Source organism: Streptomyces sp. NBC_00576, from assembly GCF_036345175.1.
GTDB lineage: Bacteria > Actinomycetota > Actinomycetes > Streptomycetales > Streptomycetaceae > Streptomyces.
Map to the genome: position 1 here is coordinate 2985062 of NZ_CP107780.1, position 17789 is coordinate 3002850.

At 69.2% G+C, this 17789-nt stretch carries 16 protein-coding genes and 5 tRNA genes; 5 read left to right on the plus strand and 16 right to left on the minus strand.

Annotation, left to right across the window (positions count from 1 at the left end):
• Positions 1 to 15: 15 nt before the first annotated feature.
• From OG734_RS12360 to OG734_RS12370, 3 genes are read right to left on the minus strand one after another with little or no spacing between them, the layout of a single operon-like run.
• On the minus strand, positions 16 to 1173 hold the full coding sequence (locus OG734_RS12360) for a D-alanine--D-alanine ligase family protein (RefSeq protein ID WP_330287539.1): 1158 nt from the start codon (positions 1171 to 1173) through the stop codon (positions 16 to 18).
• A 59-nt stretch (positions 1174 to 1232) separates the two neighbouring features.
• Complete coding sequence (locus tag OG734_RS12365; RefSeq protein WP_330287540.1) at positions 1233 to 2243, minus strand: NAD(P)H-dependent glycerol-3-phosphate dehydrogenase; 1011 nt, start codon at positions 2241 to 2243, stop codon at positions 1233 to 1235.
• On the minus strand, positions 2240 to 3097 hold the full coding sequence (locus OG734_RS12370) for a lysophospholipid acyltransferase family protein (protein ID WP_330287541.1): 858 nt from the start codon (positions 3095 to 3097) through the stop codon (positions 2240 to 2242). The genes OG734_RS12365 and OG734_RS12370 overlap by 4 nt, the downstream gene beginning before the upstream one ends.
• A gap of 214 nt (positions 3098 to 3311) precedes the next feature.
• On the opposite strand from OG734_RS12370, the gene cofC reads away from it, so the two are divergent.
• Together cofC and OG734_RS12380 are read left to right on the plus strand one after the other, a co-directional pair.
• A complete protein-coding gene (cofC, locus tag OG734_RS12375) occupies positions 3312 to 3950 on the plus strand; it encodes a 2-phospho-L-lactate guanylyltransferase (RefSeq protein WP_330287542.1) in 639 nt (212 codons plus the stop codon).
• Positions 3951 to 3959: 9 nt separating this feature from the next.
• Positions 3960 to 4190: a hypothetical protein gene (locus OG734_RS12380; RefSeq protein WP_330287543.1), complete on the plus strand. Its 231-nt coding sequence runs from the start codon at positions 3960 to 3962 to the stop codon at positions 4188 to 4190.
• A gap of 82 nt (positions 4191 to 4272) precedes the next feature.
• Here the strand turns inward: OG734_RS12380 and OG734_RS12385 are convergent, their stop codons facing one another.
• The 4 genes from OG734_RS12385 to leuC form a co-directional block, all read right to left on the minus strand.
• Positions 4273 to 4923: an HU family DNA-binding protein gene (locus OG734_RS12385; protein ID WP_330287544.1), complete on the minus strand. Its 651-nt coding sequence runs from the start codon at positions 4921 to 4923 to the stop codon at positions 4273 to 4275.
• Positions 4924 to 5061: 138 nt separating this feature from the next.
• Positions 5062 to 5292, minus strand: a complete 231-nt coding sequence (locus tag OG734_RS12390) for a hypothetical protein (RefSeq protein WP_319209693.1) — start codon at positions 5290 to 5292, stop codon at positions 5062 to 5064.
• Between the two features lie 288 nt (positions 5293 to 5580).
• Positions 5581 to 6174 carry a 3-isopropylmalate dehydratase small subunit gene (leuD, locus tag OG734_RS12395; RefSeq protein ID WP_330287545.1) on the minus strand — a complete coding sequence of 198 codons (594 nt, stop codon included), beginning with the start codon at positions 6172 to 6174 and terminating at the stop codon, positions 5581 to 5583.
• A 6-nt stretch (positions 6175 to 6180) separates the two neighbouring features.
• Positions 6181 to 7611 carry a 3-isopropylmalate dehydratase large subunit gene (gene leuC, locus OG734_RS12400; RefSeq protein ID WP_330287546.1) on the minus strand — a complete coding sequence of 477 codons (1431 nt, stop codon included), beginning with the start codon at positions 7609 to 7611 and terminating at the stop codon, positions 6181 to 6183.
• Positions 7612 to 7805: 194 nt separating this feature from the next.
• On the opposite strand from leuC, the gene ndgR reads away from it, so the two are divergent.
• The gene (gene ndgR, locus OG734_RS12405; RefSeq protein WP_164323372.1) at positions 7806 to 8522 is read left to right on the plus strand and encodes an IclR family transcriptional regulator NdgR; all 717 of its coding nucleotides are present in this window, start codon (positions 7806 to 7808) and stop codon (positions 8520 to 8522) included.
• A 159-nt stretch (positions 8523 to 8681) separates the two neighbouring features.
• On the opposite strand, the gene OG734_RS12410 is transcribed toward ndgR, so the two are convergent.
• The 9 genes from OG734_RS12410 to OG734_RS12450 form a co-directional block, all read right to left on the minus strand.
• Positions 8682 to 8754 (minus strand) — tRNA-Glu (locus OG734_RS12410).
• A 44-nt stretch (positions 8755 to 8798) separates the two neighbouring features.
• Positions 8799 to 8870: transfer RNA gene (locus OG734_RS12415), tRNA-Gln, on the minus strand.
• A gap of 20 nt (positions 8871 to 8890) precedes the next feature.
• Positions 8891 to 8963, minus strand: a tRNA-Glu gene (locus OG734_RS12420).
• Positions 8964 to 9025: 62 nt separating this feature from the next.
• Positions 9026 to 9098, minus strand: a tRNA-Glu gene (locus OG734_RS12425).
• Between the two features lie 49 nt (positions 9099 to 9147).
• A tRNA-Gln gene (locus OG734_RS12430) sits at positions 9148 to 9219 on the minus strand.
• Between the two features lie 91 nt (positions 9220 to 9310).
• On the minus strand, positions 9311 to 10042 hold the full coding sequence (locus tag OG734_RS12435; protein WP_330287547.1) for an HAD family hydrolase: 732 nt from the start codon (positions 10040 to 10042) through the stop codon (positions 9311 to 9313).
• A 68-nt stretch (positions 10043 to 10110) separates the two neighbouring features.
• Positions 10111 to 11595, minus strand: coding sequence for a glutamate--tRNA ligase (gene gltX / locus OG734_RS12440; RefSeq protein WP_330287548.1), 1485 nt, complete (start codon positions 11593 to 11595; stop codon positions 10111 to 10113).
• Positions 11588 to 12364 (minus strand): fumarylacetoacetate hydrolase family protein, encoded by a 777-nt coding sequence (locus OG734_RS12445; protein ID WP_330287549.1) that lies wholly within the window; start codon positions 12362 to 12364, stop codon positions 11588 to 11590. The genes gltX and OG734_RS12445 overlap by 8 nt, the downstream gene beginning before the upstream one ends.
• A 210-nt stretch (positions 12365 to 12574) precedes the next feature.
• Positions 12575 to 12763: a hypothetical protein gene (locus tag OG734_RS12450; RefSeq protein WP_330293642.1), complete on the minus strand. Its 189-nt coding sequence runs from the start codon at positions 12761 to 12763 to the stop codon at positions 12575 to 12577.
• A 606-nt stretch (positions 12764 to 13369) separates the two neighbouring features.
• On the opposite strand from OG734_RS12450, the gene OG734_RS12455 reads away from it, so the two are divergent.
• Together OG734_RS12455 and OG734_RS12460 are read left to right on the plus strand one after the other, a co-directional pair.
• A complete protein-coding gene (locus OG734_RS12455) occupies positions 13370 to 17269 on the plus strand; it encodes a sensor histidine kinase (RefSeq protein WP_330287550.1) in 3900 nt (1299 codons plus the stop codon).
• Between the two features lie 9 nt (positions 17270 to 17278).
• Complete coding sequence (locus OG734_RS12460; RefSeq protein ID WP_044471908.1) at positions 17279 to 17692, plus strand: roadblock/LC7 domain-containing protein; 414 nt, start codon at positions 17279 to 17281, stop codon at positions 17690 to 17692.
• Positions 17693 to 17789 lie beyond the last annotated feature (97 nt).

The window sequence follows — 17789 nt, forward strand, 5'->3', positions numbered from 1 at the left end:
GCGCCCCCAGATACCTCACCTCAGGCCCGTTGACCTGCGCAGGGCCGCCTGCACCAAGCGGTCCACCAGCTCCGGGTAGTCGACGCCCGTCGCCTCCCACATCCTCGGGTACATGGAGATCGGGGTGAAGCCGGGCATCGTGTTGATCTCGTTGATGACGAACTCGCCGTCCTCGGTGAGGAAGAAGTCCGCGCGTACGAGGCCCTCGCAGGACGCCGCGTCGAAGGCCTCGACCGCGAGGCGGCGCACCTCCGCGGTCTGCTCCTCGGTGAGCGGGGCGGGGACGATGCCGTCGGCCGAGTCGATGTACTTGGCCTCGAAGTCGTAGAAGGCGTGCGCCTGTACGGGCGGGATCTCGGCGGGTACGGAGGCACGCGGGCCGTCCTCGAACTCCAGCACCCCGCACTCGATCTCGCGCCCGCGCAGCGCGGCCTCGACGATGATCTTCGGGTCGTGTCGCTGGGCCTCGGCGATCGCCTCGTCGAGGCCGCTCAGCTCGTCGACCTTGGTGATGCCGAACGACGATCCCGCGCGCGCGGGCTTCACGAACAGCGGCCAGCCGTGCTCGCCGACGAAGTCGACGATCTTCTTGCGGGCCGCCGACTCGTCGCGCTCCCACTCACGCGGCCGGATCACCACGTACGGGCCGACCTTGAGGCCGAACGACGTGAACACCCGCTTCATGTACTCCTTGTCCTGGCCGACGGCCGAGGCAAGCACACCCGCGCCCACGTACGGGACACCCGAGAGCTCCAGCAGACCCTGGAGCGTGCCGTCCTCGCCGTACGGGCCGTGCAGCACGGGGAAGACGACGTCCACCTCGCCGAGGGCCTTGGGCACCGATCCCGGTTCGCTGTAGACGACTTCGCGGTTCGACGGGTCGACGGGGAGGACTACTCCTCCTTCCCTCGACTCGGCGAGCTGGTCGACGTTCGGCGCCTTGCGGTCGACGATCGCCATGCGCTCCGGTTCGTCCGCGGTGAGCGCCCAGCGGCCGTCCTGGGTGATGCCGATCGGCAGGACGTCGTACTTCGTCCGGTCGATGGCACGCAGCACGGCGCCGGCGGTGACCACGGAGATCCCGTGTTCGGAACTGCGACCGCCGAAGACGACGGCCACACGCGGCTTACGGGACGGCTGCCCGGGGCTCTGGGGGAGGTTCTCGGTGCTCATATCGGGTTGAGGGTACCCGGTGGTAGGGCGCTGAGTCAGCGCCCGCAGAGCCCTGTTGCTCAGCGTCGCTCGGGCTTGGCGCTGCGCGACATCAGCTCCTTGAGGGCCACGACGGGCGGCTTGCCCTCGTGCACGATGCCCACGACCGTCTCCGTGATCGGCATGTCGACGCCGTGCCGGCGGGCCAGATCCAGCACGCTCTCACAGGACTTGACGCCCTCGGCGGTCTGCTTGGTGACCGCGATGGTCTCCTGGAGGGTCATGCCCCTGCCGAGGTTGGTGCCGAAGGTGTGGTTGCGGGAGAGGGGCGAGGAGCAGGTCGCCACCAGGTCGCCCAGGCCCGCGAGTCCGGCGAAGGTGAGCGGGTCGGCGCCCATCGCGAGGCCGAGGCGGGTGGTCTCGGCGAGGCCGCGCGTGATGAGCGAGCCCTTCGCGTTGTCGCCGAGGCCCATGCCGTCCGCGATACCGACGGCCAGACCGATCACGTTCTTGACGGCGCCGCCCAGTTCGCAGCCGACCACGTCGGTGTTGGTGTACGGGCGGAAGTACGGGGTGTGGCAGACGGTCTGGAGGCGCTGGGCCACGGCGTCGTCCGTACACGCGACCACCGCGGCGGCCGGCATCCGGGCGGCGATCTCCCGGGCGAGGTTGGGGCCCGTGACGACCGCGATGCGGCCTGGGCCCACCTTGGCGACGTCGTCGATGACCTCGCTCATCCGCATGGCGGAGCCGAGTTCGACGCCCTTCATGAGGGAGACGAGGATCGTGTCGGGGGCGAGCAGGGGCGTCCACTCGGCGAGATTCCCGCGCAGGGTCTGCGAGGGGATGCTGAGTATCGTGAAGTCGGCGTCGCGGGCGGCTTGTGCGGGGTCCGTGGTGGCGCGGAGGTTCTCCGGGAGTTCGACGCCCGGGAAGTAGTCCGGGTTCGTACGCGTGGAGTTGATCGCCTCGGCGAGTTCGGGGCGGCGGGCCCACAGGGTCACCTCGCAGCCGGCGTCGGCGAGCACCATGCCGAAGGCGGTCCCCCATGATCCCGCGCTGAACACCGCCGCCTTGACCGGCTCGCTCACTTGCCCTGCCCCTCTTCCTGAACTTCCCGCGCTTCTACTGCTTCTGCTGTTTCTACCGCTTCTTGTACTGCGGCCCGGGCCGTGCGCGCCTCCAAGGCGTCCCGCGCGTCCTGCGCCTCTTCCGCTGCCGTGCGGCGACGCTGCTCGATCCGCTCCTGGCGCGGGTCGTACGGCGTCTCAGGCGCCTTCTCGCCGCGGATCTCCTCCAGCTGACGGGTGACGGCGGCCATGATGACCTCCGTCGCCTCCTTCAGGAGGTCGGGGCTCATCTCCTTGTCGTAGAACCGCGTCAGGTCCACGGGCGGGCCCGCGAGGACGTGGTGGGTCTTGCGCGGAAGGACGTTGAGCTTCCTGGCGTACGGCGGCAGCAGTTCGTTCGCACCCCACTGGGCCACCGGGATCACCGGGCACTTGGTCTGCAGGGCGACCCGGGCGGCGCCGGTCTTGCCCGTCATGGGCCACTGGTCCGGGTCGCGGGTGATGGTGCCCTCGGGATAGAAGACGACGCATTCACCGCGCTCCACGGCGTCGATCGCGGCGCGGAAGGCGCTCAGCGCGTCGGTGGTCTCCCGGTAGACGGGGATCTGTCCGGTGCCACGCATCATGGTGCCGACGAACCCCTTCTTGAAAAGTCCGCTCTTCGCCAGAAATCGCGGAACACGGCCGCTGTTGTACTGGTAGTGCGCGTATGCGAAGGGGTCTGCGTGCGAATTGTGGTTCACCGCGGTGATAAATCCATCTGCCGCCGGAATGTTCTCCATTCCGCGCCAGTCCCGGTTGATCAGAACCACCAGCGGCGGTTTGCAGATGACCGCAGCAAGGCGGTACCAGAAGCCGATTCTGCGGCGGGGCACGCGGACACCTTCCTCTAAGGCCTGGACCAGGACCTCTGCCGGTTGACCTGGGGGCCGCACAAGTGTCGCCCCGGGCTTCCGGTCTGTCGAGAACACCGTACGCCCCGGCACCGACACCGCCGGATGGGCTTTGATGACAGCCAGGTGACAATGGTTGCGACCGTGGAAAGCGCCGGAAGAGCAGCCGGGGTTGCGAGGGAGGGACGGAACGCTCGTGCAGTGGACAGTGGTCATACCCCTCAAGCCCCTGGCGCGGGCCAAGAGCAGGCTCGCGGACACCGCCCACGACGGACTCCGCCCCGGTCTCGCCCTGGCCTTCGCACAGGACACGGTGACAGCGGCGCTCGCCTGCCCCGCGGTCCGCGATGTGGCAGTCGTCACGAACGACGCCCTGGCCGCCCGTGAGCTGGCCGCGCTGGGCGCCGCGATCGTCCCCGACGAGCCTCTGGGCGGCCTGAACGCCGCCCTGGCGCACGGAACGGCGGCTGTACGGACGCTACGGCCCGACAGTGCCGTAGCGGCTCTGAACGCCGATCTGCCGGCGCTGCGCCCCCTGGAACTGGCCCGCGTCCTGGCTGCCGCCGCCGAATTCCCGCGCGCTTTCCTCGCGGACGCGGCCACCGTGGGCACCACTCTGCTGACCGCCCGCCCCGGTCAGGAATTGCTTCCGCATTTCGGCCCGCATTCCCGAAACCGCCACCGCGACTCCGGCGCCGTGGAACTCGGGCTCACCACGGTGAATTCCGTACGCCAGGACGTGGACACCGGCGACGATCTGCGGGCGGCACTCGCCCTGGGGGTGGGGGCGCGGACGGCGACCGCCGTCGAGGGGCTGCTGATCGCGGGCCAGTAGGCTGCCGACATGCAGGCGACCGCGTACACGTACGACGCCGAGACGCGCAGCGGCAGTGTGCTGCTCGACGACGGCACCCCCGTTCCCTTCGACGCGCCGGCGTTCGACGCGGGCGGGCTGAGGCTGCTGCGACCCGGGCAGCGGGTGCGCATCGAGGTCGAGGGACCCGAAGAACCCCAGAAAACTGACGGGACCGTGGGCACCCCCCGGATCACGCTCGTCACCCTGCAGACCTTCTGAGCGCGTACCGAACGGGTCCGGACACGCCGCGGGCCGGACTCCCTCGAGGAGTCCGGCCCGGCGCGTGAGTGCCCTTGCACCCCTACTTGGTGCGGGCTGTGGCCTTCTTGGCGGTGGTGGTGGTGCGGGCCGCGGACTTGCGGGCCGGGGCCTTCGTCGCCGTAGCCTTCTTGGCCGCCGGGGCCTTCTTGGCGGCGGTCTTCTTCGCCGTGGCCGTGGTCTTCTTGGCCGCCGCGGTCTTCGCGGTGGTCGTCTTGGCCGTGGTCTTCTTCGCCGTGGCCGTGGTCTTCTTCGCCGGCGTCGCCTTCTTCGCCACGGTCTTCTTCGCCGCCGTCGCCCTCTTGGCGGTGGTGGCCTTCTTCGCCGCGGCCTTCTTGACCGTTGCGGCAGCACCGCCGCCGGTCAGGCTGCCCTTGGGCGCCTTCTTGACCGCGACCTCGCCGCCGCGCGGGAGCTTCTTCGAGCCGCTCACCAGGTCCTTGAAGCCCTGGCCCGCACGGAAGCGGGGGACGGAGGTCTTCTTGACCCGAACCCGCTCACCCGTCTGCGGGTTGCGGGCGTAACGGGCCGGCCGGTCGACCTTCTCGAAGGAACCGAAGCCCGTGACCGAGACCCTGTCCCCGCTGACGGTCGCGCGGACGATGGCGTCCAGGACCGCGTCGACCGCCTCGGCGGCCTGCTGACGGCCACCGACCTTGTCCGCAATGGCTTCTACGAGCTGCGCCTTGTTCACGTCTTCCCCTTCGGAGACATTGCCAGAACGAAAGTGTTCAAGCTTTTTCGCACGTTAGGCAGATATATACCGCAAATCAAACACGAAACGGGCTAATCACCCTTGTGCCGCAACGAACTCGGGCTGTCACGGAGTTCCTCAGCGGTCCTCGTCGGGGAATCGACCCTCGTCGAGGTCCGCCGCGAAGCGCTCCAGCCGCCTTGTCGCGTCGGCGAGATCGTGCTTGGCCGCGGCCGTAATGACCAGCAGCTTCCGGGTCAGCGCCATCCGTACGCCCTCCGGGACTTGCAGTGCGCGCACTCTTGTGTGCGCTTCCTTGAGTTGGGCCGCGACCGCCGTGTAGAGCTCGAGTTGGCCGTCGTGTTCCATGCACAGATTGTGCCATCTGGGGCGAGTTGTCGCCTGCGCAGGGGGCAACTGCTGCCTCAAACGGCCTTCCGTGCTCAGTCGTCAGTCGCGCTGTCAAGACGCGGGTACCCCATCAACACCCTTTCTAACGTGGGAAGTTGAGAGGTCCGCTCATGGGGTGCGAGAGGGCCTGGGGGCAGAAACAGCTGTACCCCCAATCGTGGCGATCGGGGGTACAGACGGGGTGTTGCAGTGGCCGAAACTCTACTTGCGAAGGGCCTACGGGCTCAGCCCTGACTCAGTTCCGGCTCAGACCTTGAGCGTCCACGGCTTGTACGAGGGCCGCTTCGCCTCGTACGCCGAGATCTCGCCCTCGTTCTGCAGGGTGATGGAGATGTCGTCCAGTCCGTTCAGCAGCCGCCAACGGGCGTTCTCGTCGAGCTCGAAGGCCGCGGTGATGCCCTCGGCGCGCACCTCGCGGGCCTCCAGGTCAACCGTGATCTCGGCCTCGGGGTCGTTCTCCGTCAGCTCCTGCAGCGCGTCCACGATCTTCTGCTCCAGAACGACCGTGAGCAGGCCGTTCTTGAGCGAGTTACCGCGGAAGATGTCGGCGAATCGCGACGAGATGACGGTCTTGAAGCCGTAGTTCTGCAGCGCCCAGACGGCGTGCTCGCGCGAGGAGCCCGTACCGAAGTCCGGACCGGCGACCAGAACCGTCGCACCCTTGCGCTCGGGCCGGTTGAGGACGAAGTTCTCGTCCTTGCGCCAGGCCTCGAACAGCCCGTCCTCGAACCCGTCCCGCGTGACCTTCTTGAGCCAGTGAGCAGGGATGATCTGGTCGGTGTCGACGTTGCTGCGACGCAACGGAACGGCCCGACCGGTGTGCGCGGTGAATGCTTCCATGGCTGATCAGACTCCAGCGGGCGTACGGGTGTCGGCGTCGGACAGGTCGGCCGGGGAGGCCAGGTGGCCCAGTACGGCCGTCGCGGCGGCGACCTGCGGCGACACCAGGTGCGTACGGCCGCCCTTGCCCTGCCTGCCCTCGAAGTTGCGGTTGGAGGTGGACGCGGAGCGCTCACCGGGGGCCAGCTGGTCGGGGTTCATGCCCAGACACATCGAGCAGCCCGCGTGCCGCCATTCGGCGCCGGCCTCCTTGAAGACCACGTCCAGGCCCTCGGAGACGGCCTGCAGACCGACCCGCACGGAGCCGGGGACGACCAGCATCCGTACGCCGTCGGCGACTTTGCGGCCCTCGACGATCTCGGCGACGGCGCGCAGGTCCTCGATACGGCCGTTGGTGCAAGATCCTACGAAGACGGTGTCCACCTTGATGGAGCGCAGCGACTGCCCGGCCTCCAACCCCATGTATTCCAGGGCCTTTTCGGCGGCGAGGCGCTCCGAAGCGTCTTCGTACGAAGCAGGGTCGGGGACGTCCGCCGAAAGCGGGGCGCCCTGACCGGGGTTGGTGCCCCAGGTGACGAACGGCGACAGCGCGGCGCCGTCGATGACGACCTCCGCGTCGAATTCCGCGTCCGCGTCGGTGCGCAGCGTCTTCCAGTACTCCACCGCCGCGTCCCAGTCCTCGTCGGCGGGGGCGTGCGGGCGGCCCTTGAGGTACTCGAAGGTGATCTCGTCGGGAGCGATCATGCCCGCGCGGGCGCCGGCCTCGATCGACATGTTGCAGATGGTCATCCGGGCCTCCATCGAGAGCTTCTCGATGGCGGAGCCGCGGTATTCCAGGATGTAGCCCTGGCCGCCGCCCGTACCGATCTTCGCGATGATGGCGAGGATCAGGTCCTTGGCGGTGACACCGTCGGGCAGTTCGCCGTCGACCGTGATGGCCATGGTCTTGGGGCGGGCCAGCGGCAGCGTCTGGGTGGCCAGCACATGCTCGACCTGCGAGGTGCCGATGCCGAACGCCAGCGCGCCGAAGGCACCGTGCGTGGAGGTGTGGGAGTCGCCGCAGACGACGGTGGTGCCCGGCTGGGTCAGCCCCAGCTGCGGTCCCACCACGTGGACGACACCCTGCTCGACATCGCCCAGCGGGTGCAGCCGCACACCGAAGTCGGCGCAGTTCTTGCGCAGCGTCTCCAGCTGGACCCGGGAGACCGGGTCGGCGATGGGCTTGTCGATGTCGAGGGTCGGGGTGTTGTGGTCCTCGGTCGCGATGGTGAGGTCGAGGCGCCGCACCTTACGGCCGTTCTGGCGCAGGCCGTCGAAGGCCTGCGGGCTGGTCACCTCGTGCAGCAGGTGCAAGTCGATGAAGAGGAGGTCGGGCTCGCCCTCGGCGCGCCGGACGACGTGGTCGTCCCAGACCTTCTCCGCGAGTGTCCTACCCATCGCTTTCCCTTCGGCCGGCCTGTGTGGGCGCCGGCCCAACTAGATAGAGATCTTGTGGAGGCGAGCACCCGTACCCCTTGTCCGGACATCCACCGCCGGGCCCGTTGGTCGGCGGGCCGCTGTGTCTTCCAGGGTGGCGCGTTCCACCGGAAAATGAACTTGCGTTTCACAGAGTGAGACGCGAGTATCGTTTCATGGACAACAGTAGCGGCGTCGGCGTTCTGGACAAGGCAGCCCTTGTCCTGAGCGCTCTGGAGTCCGGTCCGGCCACCCTCGCGGGCCTGGTCGCGGCGACCGGACTGGCACGACCCACGGCACATCGTCTCGCCGTGGCCCTGGAACACCACCGCTTGGTCGCGCGCGATATGCAGGGCCGTTTCATTCTCGGCCCCCGCCTTGCGGAACTGGCTGCGGCAGCGGGCGAGGACCGCCTCCTGGCGACCGCCGGCCCGGTGCTCACCCATGTCCGCGATCTGACGGGCGAGAGCGCGCAGCTCTACCGCCGCCAGGGCGACATGCGCATCTGCGTCGCGGCGGCCGAGCGCCTCTCCGGCCTCAGGGACACGGTCCCGGTCGGCTCGACGCTCACGATGAAGGCGGGCTCGTCGGCCCAGATCCTGATGGCCTGGGAGGAGCCGGAGCGCCTGCACCGCGGTCTCCAGGGTGCCCGCTTCACAGCGACAGCGCTGTCGGGCGTACGACGCCGGGGGTGGGCCCAGTCCATCGGTGAGCGCGAACCGGGCGTCGCCTCGGTCTCCGCACCGGTCCGCGGCCCGTCGAACCGCGTGGTGGCCGCCGTCTCGGTCTCCGGCCCCATCGAACGCCTGACCCGCCACCCCGGCCGCATGCACGCCCAGGCGGTCATCGACGCGGCGGCTCGCCTCTCAGAGGCCTTGCGCCGCACAGGCTGACCACGGGTGCGAATGCCAGAGAGGGTCGGCCTCAACGCCGCGGCAGACCTTCACTGACAACCAAGTACCACCTGCGCGAAGGCCTGTTGATGCCCGGCCGACACGGCCGTAAATGCAAGGTGGCCCCCCGCCGAAGCGGAGGGCCATCTTGCACTGACGTACCCCCGACCGGATTCGAACCGGCGCTACTGCCGTGAGAGGGCAGCGTGCTAGGCCGCTACACAACGGGGGCGAAGATCTTGCAAGCGGTTAAAACTACACCGCCGCAGATCGGAGCTGGTCTACCTGGACTCGAACCAAGAATGACGGTACCAGAAACCGTAGTGTTGCCAATTACACCATAGACCAAGGCGATTCAGAGTAAAACGTACCCCCGACCGGATTCGAACCGGCGCTACTGCCGTGAGAGGGCAGCGTGCTAGGCCGCTACACAACGGGGGCCCTAGCGATCCTGCATGAAAGTCAGCGGGTGCGACCCTGACTGACCCTCCGAGAAGGATCTGTACCCCCGACCGGATTCGAACCGGCGCTACTGCCGTGAGAGGGCAGCGTGCTAGGCCGCTACACAACGGGGGCTTGTGTGGATTCTGATCTCCACGGGTGCAGATTTGAAGCAATCTGCGAGCTGGCCTACCTGGACTCGAACCAAGACTAACGGAACCAGAAACCGTCGTGCTGCCAATTACACCATAGGCCACTGGAACGCGAGCCCCTGCGGAGCTCTTGTTCTAGCTTGCGCCTCCGGGTCCTGGCCTTTCGACCCGCTGTCCGGCGGCGCAGGAAGAACATTACCCGAAGGTGGACGGCGCTCCAAAACGGGTATCGGCGCCGAGGATCGCGGGGAGTTCGGCGAGAGAGGCGATCCGATGGGGGCCCGTGGATGCCTGCTCGACGACGGCGAGGCCGCCCCGGTCGATCCACACGGACAGCATTCCGGCGTCGACGGCGCCCCGCCCGTCGATCTCCGGGTGGTCGCCGACGTACGCCACCTGCTCCGGAGGCAGGCCAAGGGCGTCGCAGGCGGCGTGGAAGGCCTGGGCGTCCGGCTTGGAGAAGCCCAGCTCGGCCGCGCACAGGACGGCCTCGAAGCGGTCGCGTACGCCGAGAACGCGCAGCTTGCGGTCCTGCACACGGATGCTGGAGTTCGAAAGCACCCCGTGCCGGTGGCTGGCGGCGAGGAGGTCGAGGGCGGGCAGTACGTCCGGGAAGAGCGCCCAGGCGGCCTCGTAGTGCCCGATGTACCGGTCGAACCAGGCATCGGCCTCGGCGTCGGTCAGCTCCTCGCCCAGGAACATCCGCACCCGCTCCCGGCGCTGTCCCGGGAAGTCGATCTCCTTCGCCGCGAACCGCGCCCACTGCCGGTCGGTGACCTCCCGCCAGCGCACAAGGGCCTGCTCGACAGTCGCGTACCCGTCGAGCAGGCCCTCGGCCAGGAGCTGCTCCCGCATGCCGGCGCGGTCAGCCGTGGTGTAGTCGAAGAGGGTGTCGTCGATGTCCCAGACCACGGCGCGGATCGTCATGACATCGACGGTACCGGCACATGCGGAGGGCGGCGCCCGGACCGGACGCCGCCCTCCCAAGTGCCGAACTACGCGGCCAGTTTGGCCAGTGCCGCGTCGATGCGGGTCAGCGTCTTCTCCTTGCCCAGGATTTCCAGGGACTCGAAGAGCGGCAGGCCGATCGTGCGGCCGGTGACGGCCACGCGGACCGGGGCCTGGGCCTTGCCGAGCTTCAGGCCGTGGGCCTCGCCGGCGGCCAGGACGGCCTCCTTCAGGGACTCGGCGGAGGACCAGTCGGCGGCCTCCAGCTTCTCCCTCGCCGTGATCAGCAGGGCGTCGCTGCCCTCCTTCATCGCCTTCGTCCAGGACGCCTCGTCGGAGGCCGGCTCGGGCAGGAACAGGAAGTCGACGTTGTCCGTGATCTCCGAGAGGACCTTGAGGCGGGTCTGGGCGTGCGGGGCGATCGCCTGCCACTTCGTCTCGTCGAAGTCCTCCGGCGCCCAGGGGGCGAAGGGGGCCCGGAGCCAGGGCGCGCAGCGCTCCGTGAAGTCCTTCACGTCCAGCAGTCGGATGTGGTCGGCGTTGATCGCCTCGCACTTCTTCAGGTCGAAGCGGGCCGGGTTGGGGTTCACGTCCGACACGTCGAAGGCGGCGACCATCTCGTCGATCGTGAAGATGTCCTGGTCGGCCGAGAGGGACCAGCCGAGCAGGGAGAGGTAGTTGAGCAGGCCCTCCGGGAGGAAACCGCGCTCCCGGTAGAGGTTCAGGGACGACTCCGGGTCACGCTTCGAGAGCTTCTTGTTGCCCTCGCCCATCACGTACGGCAGGTGGCCGAAGGCGGGTACGGACTTCGCGACGCCCAGTTCGATCAGCGCCTTGTACAGGGCGATCTGCCTGGGCGTCGACGACAGCAGATCCTCGCCGCGCAGGACGTGCGTGATCTCCATCAGCGCGTCGTCGACCGGGTTGACCAGCGTGTACAGAGGCGCGCCGTTGGCTCGTACGATCCCGTAGTCCGGGACGTTCTCCGCCGTGAAGGTCAGTTCGCCGCGGACCAGGTCCGTGAAGGTGATCGTCTCGTCGGGCATCCGGAAGCGGACGATCGGCGTGCGGCCCTCGGCGGTGTACGCCGACACCTGCTCGTCGGTCAGTTCGCGGCAGTGGCCGTCGTAGCCGGAGGGCCGGCCGGCCGCGCGGGCGGCGTCGCGGCGGGTGTCCAGCTCCTCCGTGGAGCAGTAGCAGTAGTACGCGTGGCCCGCTTCCAGGAGCTTGGCCGCCACGTCCTTGTAGGTGTCCATGCGCTGCGACTGGCGGTACGGCGTGTGCGGGCCGCCGATCTCCGGGCCCTCGTCCCAGTCGAAGCCCAGCCAGCGCAGCGAGGCCAGCAGCTGCTCGTACGACTCCTCGGAGTCGCGGGCCGCGTCGGTGTCCTCGATGCGGAAGACGAACGTGCCGCCGGTGTGGCGGGCGTACGCCCAGTTGAACAGGGCCGTACGGACCAGGCCCACGTGGGGGTTACCGGTGGGCGACGGGCAGAACCGTACTCGGACGGCGGGGTCGGGTGCGCTAGCCACGCTTGACAACCTTGTTGGTGAGAGTGCCGATGCCTTCGATGGTGACGGCGACCTCGTCGCCGACGGTGAGCGGTCCGACGCCTGCCGGGGTGCCCGTGAGGATCACGTCGCCGGGGAGCAGCGTCATGGCCTCGGTGATGTTGATGATCAGGTCCTCGATGGAGTGGATCATCTCGCTGGTGCGGCCCAGCTGACGCTGCTCGCCGTTGACCGTGAGCTGGATCGTGAGGTCGGAGGGGTCGAGGTCCGTCTCCACCCAGGGGCCGAGGGGGCAGCTGGTGTCGAAGCCCTTGGCCCGCGCCCACTGCTTCTCGCGCTTCTGGACGTCCCGCGCGGTGATGTCGTTGGCGCAGGTGTAGCCGAGGATGACGTCCTTGACGCGCTCGCGCGGGACCTCGCGGCACATCCGCCCGATGACCACGGCGAGTTCGGCCTCGTGGTGCAGTTCCTCGGAGAAGGAGGGGTACTGGATCTCGTCGCCGGAGCCGATCACCGAGGTGGACGGCTTGAAGAAGGCGAACGGGGCGTCGGGCACCTCGTTGCCCAGTTCCCTCGCGTGTTCCGCGTAGTTGCGGCCGTAGGCGACGACCTTGTTGGGGAGCACCGGCGGCAGCAGCCGGACCTTGTCGAGGGGGACCTTCGTGCCGGAGAGCTCGAAGTCGGCGAACGGGATGCCCTTGATGATGTCCAGGACTAGTTCGTCCGGCTTGTCGCCCTCGACCGCGCCGAAGGCGACGTTCCCGTCGATGGAGAATCTGGCGATGCGCACGGGATTCCTGCGCCCCTCTGCTGGTCCGGCTGGCGTCTGACGGTCCAGGCTAACGCGCCGCGGGCGGGCGCCTCGCGCAATAAGCGCGGGCGCCCACGCCCTTCGTGGACCTCCGTACGACGGGAAGCCGGGGCACGAGGGGCAGAGGCGCCCTTGACACACGGGGATTCACAGGGGCCGCCCTGAACAACCAGGTGGCACTCGTGCGTACTACTCCACGACGGAGGCCGCGACCGGGGCGTCCATGAGGATGGTGCGGCGGGGGTTGGCGGTCTGCGTGGGGAGGTCTACGGAGTGCTCCGGCTGCTCGACGGGCGTCAGCTCGTCGGCGTCCGTCAGGTGCGCCAGCGTCGTGCGCCGCGGGTTTGCGATGTTGCGGAACATCGTCGTCGTCTTCACTGTTGTAGCCCTCGACCCTGTCGTGTCCGGGCGCTCGGCGAGGCTGGAAGCCGCCGTCCGCGCGCGGGTTGTCGGATTTGCCATCTCTGTAAAGCGCCAGGCTAAACATGCGATTCCCCGGGGAAGTCACAGAGACCCCCTGAAGGGCATGTGAGTTTCCTCACGAATCCATGGGCAAAGCGGTCAATTCGGACCCTCGACCCCCCTCCACGAAACGGACATTGCTTCACTGAAGCCCTCATTCCGCTCCTGATCATGGCGACCTGGACACCGCGACTATCCATGTGACTCATGGACTTTCGCCCGGTATGTACAGAATCGCCTTCTACGCCTCGTGACTGAGTACTCACGAGGCGTCATCGTCGTCACACCGTGACCTGTTGGCCTTGTTGGAGATCCGGCACTGTGCTGGAATTCCACGGACCGCCGCGGAAACGAGCCGGCGCACAGGGGGCGCGAAGCAGCGCCGAGTGGCGGCACGTTAGGGGGAACCGCGCCGGGTTACTCACGACCACCATGGGGGGCGTATTTCAGGGCGCCCCCTATACGCCGACACCGTCCGTCCGTTTACGCGGAAGGGCGCCTGGTCCAGAGGTTGCGACGCTAGTGCAGGGACGTTTCAAGAGGGATGGCAGCGCTTCGGCGGAGCCGGAGCCACACAACGGAACCGGTAACGGTTCCTCCCCCCAGCACGCCCAGAACCCGGGCCAGGCAGCTCTGACCGGCGACAACGGCGAGCGGTCGACGCGCCTTGGCAGTGGTGCGCCCGGCGGAAAGGGCGCCACCGGTGGGCCTTCGGCCGCCACACCGCCCGTGAAGCCCGCCAAGGGCCCGAGCGGCCCCGGTACGCGAATAGCTCTGCGCAACTGGCGTATCTCGACCCGTCTCGTCTCGCTGCTCGCACTCCCCGTGGTCGCGGCGACCTCGCTCGGCGCGCTGCGCATCAGCGACAACATGGACGACATCCAGCAGCTCGACAACATGCGGCTGCTGACCGACATCACCAAGCAGGCGACCGAGCTCTCCGCCGCGCTCCAGGAGGAGCGCGACCAGTCGGCCGGTCCCCTCGCGAACGGCGCGTCGGGCAATGACATCGGCATCAAGGGCGTACGCGACAAGACCGACCGGGCCCTCGCCAACTTCATCGACGGCTCCGAGGAGATCGACGCCGCCAGCAAGAGCGGCACTCTCAGCGGCGTCCGTGACAGCCTGGTGGGGCTCGTCGGTGAGCTGAGCAACCTCAGCGAGATCCGCAGCAACGCCTACGAGGACCGGAACAACTCGACGCAGACGGTCGAGTCCTACCACCGCCTCGTCACCCAGCTGCTCGACCTCTCCCAGGACATGGCCGAGGCGACCAGCAACCCCGAGATCATCACGCGTACGCGCTCCCTGGCCGCCTTCTCGTCGGCCAAGGAGTACGCGTCCATCCAGCGTGCGGTCATCGCGGCGGCGCTGCCCGAGGACCCCAAGAAGTTCGGCAAGCTGACCGAGAACGACCGGCTCTACGCCGAGTCGGCGCTGAGCAGCCAGGACTCCGAGCTCGACAGCTTCAAGAGCATCTACGGCGACGGCGCCGAGGATCTCCTCAAGACGATCGACGACGGCAGCCCGACGATCACTGCGGCCGACCTCTACGCCAAGCGCATCCTGCAGAGCAAGGAGGGCATTCAGGGGCTGCAGAAGCGCTCCTGGAAGGACTGGGTCGACCAGGACTCGGCGAAGATCCAGCAGATGAAGGTCATCGAGCTCACGCTGCTCAACGACATGGAGCAGAAGGCTCGTGAGCTGCGCAACGACGCCGAGCAGGAAGCGATCATCTCGGGTGCGCTGATCCTGCTCGTGCTCGGTGTCTCGCTCGTCGGCGCCTTCGTCGTGGCCCGCTCCATGATCCGCTCGCTGCGCCGGCTCCAGGACACCGCGACCAAGGTCGCCCAGGACCGGCTGCCCGAGCTGGTCAAGCAGCTGTCCGAGTCCGACCCGCAGGACGTCGACACCTCCGTCGAGTCGGTCGGTGTGCACTCCCGGGACGAGATCGGCCAGGTGGCCGCGGCCTTCGACGACGTGCACCGCGAGGCCGTACGACTGGCCGCCGAGCAGGCCCTCCTGCGAGGCAACGTCAACGCGATGTTCACCAACCTCTCGCGCCGCTCCCAGGGCCTCATCCAGCGTCAGCTGTCGCTCATCTCCGAACTGGAGTCCCGCGAGGCCGACCCGGACCAGCTGTCCTCGCTCTTCAAGCTCGACCACCTCGCGACCCGTATGCGCCGGAACGGCGAGAACCTTCTCGTCCTCGCCGGTGAGGAGCCCGGCCGCCGCTGGACCCGTCCGGTCCCGCTGGTCGACGTGCTCCGCGCCGCCGCCTCCGAGGTGGAGCAGTACGAGCGCATCGAACTGTCGTCCGTGCCGACCACCGAGGTCGCCGGCCGAGTGGTCAACGACCTCGTGCACCTGCTCGCCGAGCTGCTGGAGAACGCCACGTCGTTCTCCTCCCCGCAGACCAAGGTCAAGGTCACCGGTCACGCGCTGCCCGACGGCCGCGTCCTGATCGAGATCCACGACACCGGCATCGGCCTCTCGCCCGAGGACCTCGCGGCGATCAACGAGCGGCTCGCCGCGCCGCCCACCGTGGACGTGTCGGTCTCCCGCCGCATGGGTCTGTTCGTGGTCGGCCGCCTCTCGCAGCGCCACGGCATCCGCATCCAGCTGCGTCCGTCCGACTCCGGTGGTACGACCGCGCTGGTCATGCTCCCCGTCGATGTCGCCCAGGGCGGCAAGCAGCCCGCTCCGGGCAAGGCCGGCCAGGGCGGTGCCCCCGTGGGCGGTCCCGCCGCCGCGCAGGCCGCCGCCGGTGTGGCCGCGGCCCGCCGGGGCGGTGGCCAGGGCGCTCCCGCCGGTGGCGGCCTCCTCGGCGCCGGTGGCGCGCCGCGCGGTCAGGTCGGCTCCGGCGGCCAGGGTGCACGGGCCGCGCTGCCCGGCCGGGACGCGGGCGGTCGCCCGGGTTCGGGCGGAGCGCCGCGTGGACCGCAGGGTCCCGGTGCTCCTCAGCAGGGCGGCAGGCCGGCTCCCGCCGGTGCGGGCGCGGGCGGCTTCGGCGGTCAGGCGCCGGGGGCCCCGCAGGGCCTCCAGGCGGCCGGCGGCTTCGGCGACGCTCCGGGCGCGCGCCAGGGCCAGGACGCCTTCGGCAACAACGGCAGCAACAACGGACGCCAGGACGCCTTCGGCGGCTCGCGTGGCCCCGTACCGCCGCAGCGCGCGGAGGGACAGGGCGGCGGGCGCCGTCCGCAGCTCCCGCCGCGTGGCGGTGCGCGTCCCGAGCTGCCCGGTGGCAACGCGCCGTCGCGGCCGAGCTGGAGCGACGAGAACGCACAGCCCCCGGTGCCGCGTGCCTCGCTGGACACCCCGCGCGGTCACGAGGAGCCGGACTCCACCTCGCGGATGCCGCGCATCGACGACCGGCACGGTCCGGCCGCGACCTCGGAGATGCCGGCGATCCCCCGGATCGACGACCTCCAGAACCCGGGCGTCACCTCCGAGTTCGCCCGTCCCGACTTCAACGCCCCGCGCCCTGGCGGCCCTTCGGACACCGGCCAGTTCCCCATCCCGGGTTACGGCGGCTCCGCCGACAGCAACGGCCAGCAGAACAACGGGTCGTTCGTCCGCTCGGACGTCTTCGGTACCCCGCCCGCCGGACAGCAGGGCCCGCAGAACCCCCAGCACTCCCAGAACAACGGGCAGTTCACGCCGTCGTACGACAACGGTTCGACGGGCCAGTTCCCGGCGCCGACCGGGTACGACTCCGGCTCGACCGGCCAGTTCCCCGCGCCCTCCGGTTTCGACAACCGGGGCCCGGTGCCGCGCCGTCAGCAGGACCCGTCGTCCACCGGCCAGTTCGAGCGCCCGCAGCCGGGCGCGGGCCGTGGTCCCGCCGACTTCGGCGGCTCCCGTCCGCCGGTCCCGTCGCGCCCGCCGCAGCCGGAGGCACTGCCGCCGGCGAGCGGCCCCGGTGACGGACGGACGCCGCTGTACGACACCCTGGAGACCAACTGGTTCCATGGGCAGGGTCAGCAGGGGCAGCCGCAGAACGGTCGGCCGCAGGCCAACGGCACCAGCAACGGCGCCGGCAGCAACGGCAACGGTTCGGCGCCCTCGCAGCCGTCCTCCGCACCCACTCCCCCGCGTCCGGCGACCACGCCGGCCGCGACAAGCTCCTGGCGCAGCTCACCGAACGACGAGCTGATCCGGCAGGCCGAGCGCGTCCGCCAGCCGGCCGCCGGTGGCGTCACAACTTCCGGCCTTCCGCGCCGGGTCCCGCGTGCGAACCTCGTACCGGGTACGGCTCAGCAGCAACAGCACCAAAGCGGTCCGGCGGTTTCGCGTGCGCCCGATGACGTGCGCGGCCGACTGACCAACCTCCGTAGGGGCATCGCCCAAGGTCGGCAGGCCGGTACCGGCTCCGACCAGACGGGCAGCTTCCCCAGCCCCACTCACCAGCAGGAGCGATAGTTGAGCCAGATGAGCCAGGCGGCACAGAACCTCAACTGGTTGATAACCAACTTCGTGGACAACACCCCCGGTGTGTCCCACACCGTCGTCGTGTCCGCCGACGGACTCCTTCTGGCAATGTCCGAAGGCTTCCCCCGGGACCGCGCCGACCAGCTCGCCGCCGTCGCCTCCGGGCTCACCTCGCTGACCGCGGGTGCCTCGCGCATCTTCGAGGGCGGCACGGTGGCCCAGACGGTCGTCGAGATGGAGCGCGGCTTCCTCTTCCTCATGTCCGTCTCGGACGGCTCGTCGCTGGCGGTCCTGTCTCACCCGGACTGCGACATCGGCCTTGTCGGCTACGAGATGGCGCTCCTGGTCGACCGGGCGGGCGCTGTGCTCACCCCGGATCTGCGCGCCGAACTACAGGGCAGTCTGCTCCACTGACCGCTCCGGATCCACCCGCCTCACCAAAACACCGTCCGGCCGCCACAATCCCCCCACCGGCCCTGTCAGACGGCACGACTGACCGACGCTGTCCCGC

What these genes read in the sequence shown, in the direction of transcription:
- OG734_RS12390 (WP_319209693.1), bottom strand. Translation starts at nt 5,292, where the DNA reads ATGGAACACGACGGCCAACTCGAGCTCTACACGGCGGTCGCGGCCCAA.
- OG734_RS12435 (WP_330287547.1), bottom strand. Translation starts at nt 10,042, where the DNA reads ATGACGATCCGCGCCGTGGTCTGGGACATCGACGACACCCTCTTCGAC.
- OG734_RS12360 (WP_330287539.1), bottom strand. Translation starts at nt 1,173, where the DNA reads ATGAGCACCGAGAACCTCCCCCAGAGCCCCGGGCAGCCGTCCCGTAAG.
- leuC (WP_330287546.1), bottom strand. Translation starts at nt 7,611, where the DNA reads ATGGGTAGGACACTCGCGGAGAAGGTCTGGGACGACCACGTCGTCCGG.
- ndgR (WP_164323372.1), top strand. Translation starts at nt 7,806, where the DNA reads ATGGACAACAGTAGCGGCGTCGGCGTTCTGGACAAGGCAGCCCTTGTC.
- leuD (WP_330287545.1), bottom strand. Translation starts at nt 6,174, where the DNA reads ATGGAAGCATTCACCGCGCACACCGGTCGGGCCGTTCCGTTGCGTCGC.
- OG734_RS12380 (WP_330287543.1), top strand. Translation starts at nt 3,960, where the DNA reads ATGCAGGCGACCGCGTACACGTACGACGCCGAGACGCGCAGCGGCAGT.
- OG734_RS12460 (WP_044471908.1), top strand. Translation starts at nt 17,279, where the DNA reads ATGAGCCAGGCGGCACAGAACCTCAACTGGTTGATAACCAACTTCGTG.